The sequence below is a fragment of the Massilia sp. Root335 genome (assembly GCF_001425685.1).
Taxonomy (GTDB): Bacteria; Pseudomonadota; Gammaproteobacteria; order Burkholderiales; family Burkholderiaceae_D; genus Telluria; species Telluria luteola.
Genome location: NZ_LMCY01000059.1, coordinates 1 through 4,783, shown reverse-complemented (window position 1 = coordinate 4,783; position 4,783 = coordinate 1). Strand labels below are relative to the sequence as shown.

Below are 4,783 nucleotides of genomic sequence, written 5' to 3'. Positions count from 1 at the left end.
TTTGAAGACCGCGTGCCGCAGACTTAAACAAAGACTCGTTTACACAGAATCTGGTACACCCCCATCGGTGGTCACAAATCTGTCTTGGGCAATCGACGACGAAGAATCCCTCATTGACCTTGAGCGAGAGTAAGCGGAAAAGCAATGTATTTTACAAAAGAACGTATCTCTACCTGCGAGATAGCAGGCGCTGTCGCGCTATGTGCGATACACGATCTCCGAGTGAATCTTTTTCGATTCAGTGGCTTTCCGCAGATTCGCATCGATCTGGTCGAAAACGGCTTTCAAGTCAAAATCAGCGTAGAAGACGACCATCCCGCTGAAGAAAGTTTCCTGCTAAGCAAAGCTGAAGCAATGTCGGCCGCGAAGGCATTCAAACGAAGCCAGAGTGAACACGACCCAGCGATTTTCGATCGCGTTCAAAAAGCCTTAGCACGCGTTGTCGGGTGATTGAGGAAAACAACAAACAAGCCTGATGACATCATGACAGCGATGCATTATCCCGGCGAACGAATGATCCAGCGACTTTTCGAAACGCTCGCTGGAAACGGCATTGCTTCGCTTCTCCAGCCATGGCATCTTCGTCGGGAAGTCCCGAGCAAAGAGGTCCTGCAACAGCTTGACGCGCTGTCGCTCTCGTGGCGCGATATCCCGCTCGACTCGCACAAACGGATACCGATGAATTCGTCGAGCCCCGACGATACCAATGCTTTCCCAGGGTCCTACCATGGTTTGCGCCCATATTCGATGGCAAAGTCGGAACTCGTAAGGACTATCACGCAAGATGTCATCGCAGACGGCCTCAGGCAGCAGGTAAACGTGTCCAAGGCGGTACTCTTTGCAGAGTTAGAGCTGGTCGTTGGCAAACAAGACGTACCCGACTGCCGCGTCCATGGCGACTGGCTGCAACGCTGGCGCCAACGCGCTGGCGCCGTCTCCTACGACGAATTAAGCCATTTCTGGGGGCAGATCTTGGCCGGCGAGCTAAGGCATCCGGGCAGCTGCAGCCTACGTACGCTCGATTTTCTCGGCAATCTTTCGCGCGAAGAGGCGATTGACATCGAACGCGTTGCGCCGTTCGTCCTCGGGAACGTGCTGTTCAATCACGAGGGTTTGTTCGAAAAGGTGGGAGTGTCGTTTGGCGTGTTGTCCGGCCTACAGGAGCTAGGGATGATCTCGGGCGTCGCAGCAAGGTTGAAGACGAAGATCGAGTCCGAAGTCGAGGGCGAGTTTCAGTTCACCTGGCCTGTTGAGCGCTTGGGTAAGCGTCTGCTCATCAGCCATGACGATCCTGCCAAAATATTGCAAATTCCTGTCTTGCACGTCAGCCGCTTAGGCAAGGAGGTGTTCACGGTCCCGCAGTATGCGCCAAGCGAAGAATGCTTAGTAGCCATGGTAATGCTGATTGAGGCTCAGGACTTCACTGTGGGCATTTCAGACTTGTAAAGACCGTGCGAGGGCGGCTGGGCCTGGAAGAACTAGAGGATGAAAAATTTGGATAAATTCCGTATTGAGCAGATCGCCGGAGCGATGCGTCGAGCCATTGAAACGTGCGATCCTGCTGAGCTTCCTTGGACATCGTTTCCCCGCGGTGCCTGTGGCGACACATCGCTAGTACTCGGACAGGTGTTGGATGACGCAGGCATCAGCGGGTTTATGTATGTTTGCGGAAATAGGTATGAAGGCGATGGCAGCCCATCCTCGCACGCGTGGTTGCAAAATGGTGAATGGATCGTCGATATCACAGCCGATCAGTTCCCTGAGGTGGACGAATCTGTGATCGTCACGAATAAGAGCGAATGGCATGGACTGTGGGAACACCAACGACCTGAACCGGGCACTCTACGGGAGTACGGGTCACAAGTTCCTCAACTCTGGCGTTTGCTTACGATTTTGAAGCCACAACTGCAGTTCTGATGTAGAACGGAAAACACATGAGTACCAAAAGCGATGCACAAATTCAGAAAGCAGACAATATTCTCGCTGGTTTGACGGACGAGCAACGTGCCATCCTGGACGCGGCGCACTGGCGTTACATGGCCTTCGCTGCGGGTTTGCCTGATGAGCAGTTCCAAGAGCAAGCAAAGGCGGATCGACAAGCCTATTCCCATCTACTGCAGCAAAGTGCCGTTGGGCTTTCGGTCTGTCTCCCGATCGGGCAGCACAGTTCATGGTGGCGGTTACAGGCATGGAGCATGGCTGGTGTGCCGCGTGGGCCGAACGAGACTTCTACCTGAATAATTGCGTGGTGATCGACGAGGAATCTGTTTTGGATGACGGGCTCCGCGTTGGTCGATAAGCCGAAGAAAAGCGCCGCGTGCGCCCGATAACCGGCCGGCAGCCGATAGGAAGAAGATGATGAACGAGATCGAAGACGACGACGCACAGTCGAGCAAGCGAGACATTCTGGTAAATGAACACCTTCAGGCGCTCGGAATTTCGAGCATCGATGATGCGCCCGCTGAATTGATCGACGAGGCCAACGAAGAGGCCGACAAGATCCTCGGCAAAGGAAACGACAACTAAGTTGGTTTATCCCTGCCGTTATGTGCGGCAGCAGTAAGCCAATCTCAAGGAAACGAGCGATGTCCGATACCTGTACCTTGACCACCCTCGCGACGCCGTGCGCCTCGTGTCCTTGGCGACTGGACGCGACCGCACAGGACATTCCGAACTTCGATCTGGACTTGGCCGAGGACCTGGCCGCGACGTGTCCGGACGAACGTGGGATGGGACCAGACATCGGCGCAAGCATGTTCGCATGCCACCAGTCCAAGGAAGGACGCGAGCTTGCCTGCGCTGGCTGGATGGCGACGGTTGGCCATCGTCATCCTGGCGTGCGTTTGGCCGTGGCGATGAGGCGGCTGGACCCGTCAGCGCTGCGCTCCGGTGCCGCTTGGCCCTCGCTCCACCTGAACTACCAGCAGGTGCTGGAAAAGCTCCGGGCCACGTCCCCGGTTGATGAACCGAACTAGACCGGAAAAATCCTCAGCAGTACTGACGCCGGCCGTGAGCCGGCTGAGCCGTTGAGAGGGTTGGCATGAGGTCAGCCGGTGAGGAAAACTAGGATGTCGGTTGGCATCCCACTACGGCCGGTTGCCGAAACTGTCCTAGCGCCCGATTTTCTCCGTTTTCTTTGTTCGCCCCCTGAAGACCGTCGCCCCTGCGTAGGCAGGGCCCCAAGTGCGCTGGTCATGCAGCTTCCCACGATAAACGCCAGGATCGGGTTACAATCCCATCTTTGTCCCGTTTATCAGCCCGTTCCGGATGACCCTCTCCCGACGTTCCATTCTCGCCACGCTCGGCGCGGCGGCAGTGCTGGCCGGCTGCGGCTCGGCGCCCACCCAGCCCGCCGCGCCGGTCGCCGTCGCGCCCGCGCCCGCACCCCTCCCGCTGCGCCACGTAAGGATCGGCCTCGCCCTGGGCGGCGGCGCCGCGCGCGGCTTTGCCCACATCGGCGTGATCAAGGCCCTGGAAGCCCAGGGCATCGTGCCCGACATCGTCGTCGGCACCAGCGCGGGTTCCGTCGTCGGCGCGCTGTATGCGTCCGGCTACAACGGCTTCGAATTGCAGAAGATCGCCCTCGACATGGACGAGACGACGATCTCCGACTGGGCCATTCCGTTCTTCAGCAAGGCGCCCGGTGTGCTGAAAGGGGAGGCGCTGCAGGCCTATGTCAACAAGGCCGTGCACAACCGCCCGATCGAAAAGCTCAAGATCCCGTTCGGCGCCGTCGCCACGGACCTCAAGACGGGCCAGCCCATCCTGTTCCGCCGCGGCAATACCGGCATGGCCGTGCGCGCGTCGTCCGCCGTGCCCGGCGTGTTCCAGCCCGTAGTGATCGGCAAGCGCACGTATGTGGACGGCGGCCTCGTCGCCCCCGTGCCGGTGCGCTTCGCGAAGGAGATGGGCGCCGAATTCATCATCGCCGTGAATATCTCCAGCGCGACGGAAGCCCAGGCCACGGCCAGCTCCATGGATGTGCTGATGCAGACGTTCACCATCATGGGGCAGCGCCTGAACCAGTTCGAGCTGAAGAGTGCCGACGTCGTCATCACGCCCGCGCTGGGCGCGATGGGCAGCGCCGACTTCAACGGCCGCAACCTGGCCGTGCTGGCGGGCGAACAGGCGGCGGCCGGCGTGATGGCCGAACTCAAGGCCAGGCTCAAGGCCAAGCAGAGCACGCCCGCGCCGATGACGGCCGCGCGCTGATCCTGCGGCACCTGCAGACTATTTTTGTAACGCACCACGAAAGAGATATCAAGATGCAAACCAAGCCCGTCCTTACCCTCGAAGACATCAAGAAGATCGCCGCCGGCGCGGAAAACGAAGCCGTCGCCAATGGCTGGAAGGTCGTCATCGCGATCTGCGACGACGGCGGCCACCCGCTGTGGCTGCAGCGTCTGGACGGCGCCGCGCCGGTGTCGGCCCACATCGCCCCGGCCAAGGCCAGGACTGCCGCGCTGGGCCGCCGCGAATCGAAGATCTATGAAGACATGATCAACAACGGCCGCGTGTCGTTCGCCCGCGCGCCGGAACTGGACGGCATGCTGGAAGGCGGCGTGCCCATCGTCGTGGACGGCCAGGTCGTCGGCGCCGTCGGCGTGTCCGGCGTGAAGTCGGCGGAAGATGCCCAGATCGCAAAGGCCGGCATCGCCGCGCTCGGCCTGTAAACGCCCCCCCGTTTTTTGCGGCTGCGTGGGCCGTAGGGTGGGCGGCCTGTTTGGCACAGAGACATAGTGGACACTTGTCCAGAGACATAGGTGACACCTTTTATCATCAT

At 59.3% G+C, this 4,783-nt stretch carries 8 protein-coding genes; all 8 read left to right on the top strand.

Features of this window, described 5'->3' with window-relative positions; translation table 11 throughout:
* The first annotated feature begins 144 nt into the window (after positions 1 to 144).
* The gene (locus ASC93_RS31190; RefSeq protein ID WP_157202144.1) at positions 145 to 450 is read left to right on the top strand and encodes a hypothetical protein; all 306 of its coding nucleotides are present in this window, start codon (positions 145 to 147) and stop codon (positions 448 to 450) included.
* Positions 451 to 483: 33 nt separating this feature from the next.
* Positions 484 to 1,446, top strand: coding sequence for a DUF2806 domain-containing protein (locus tag ASC93_RS27335; RefSeq protein WP_056450200.1), 963 nt, complete (start codon positions 484 to 486; stop codon positions 1,444 to 1,446).
* A gap of 39 nt (positions 1,447 to 1,485) precedes the next feature.
* Complete coding sequence (locus tag ASC93_RS31185) at positions 1,486 to 1,917, top strand: hypothetical protein (protein WP_157202143.1); 432 nt, start codon at positions 1,486 to 1,488, stop codon at positions 1,915 to 1,917.
* Positions 1,918 to 1,934: 17 nt separating this feature from the next.
* The gene (locus tag ASC93_RS27330; RefSeq protein WP_056450198.1) at positions 1,935 to 2,237 is read left to right on the top strand and encodes a hypothetical protein; all 303 of its coding nucleotides are present in this window, start codon (positions 1,935 to 1,937) and stop codon (positions 2,235 to 2,237) included.
* Positions 2,238 to 2,358: 121 nt separating this feature from the next.
* Positions 2,359 to 2,526 (top strand): hypothetical protein, encoded by a 168-nt coding sequence (locus tag ASC93_RS31180; protein ID WP_157202142.1) that lies wholly within the window; start codon positions 2,359 to 2,361, stop codon positions 2,524 to 2,526.
* A 59-nt stretch (positions 2,527 to 2,585) separates the two neighbouring features.
* A complete protein-coding gene (locus tag ASC93_RS31805) occupies positions 2,586 to 2,975 on the top strand; it encodes a DUF6283 family protein (protein ID WP_056450196.1) in 390 nt (129 codons plus the stop codon).
* Positions 2,976 to 3,267: 292 nt separating this feature from the next.
* On the top strand, positions 3,268 to 4,212 hold the full coding sequence (locus ASC93_RS27320) for a patatin-like phospholipase family protein (protein ID WP_056450194.1): 945 nt from the start codon (positions 3,268 to 3,270) through the stop codon (positions 4,210 to 4,212).
* Between the two features lie 53 nt (positions 4,213 to 4,265).
* Positions 4,266 to 4,673 (top strand): heme-binding protein, encoded by a 408-nt coding sequence (locus ASC93_RS27315; RefSeq protein WP_056450192.1) that lies wholly within the window; start codon positions 4,266 to 4,268, stop codon positions 4,671 to 4,673.
* Positions 4,674 to 4,783: the final 110 nt, after the last annotated feature.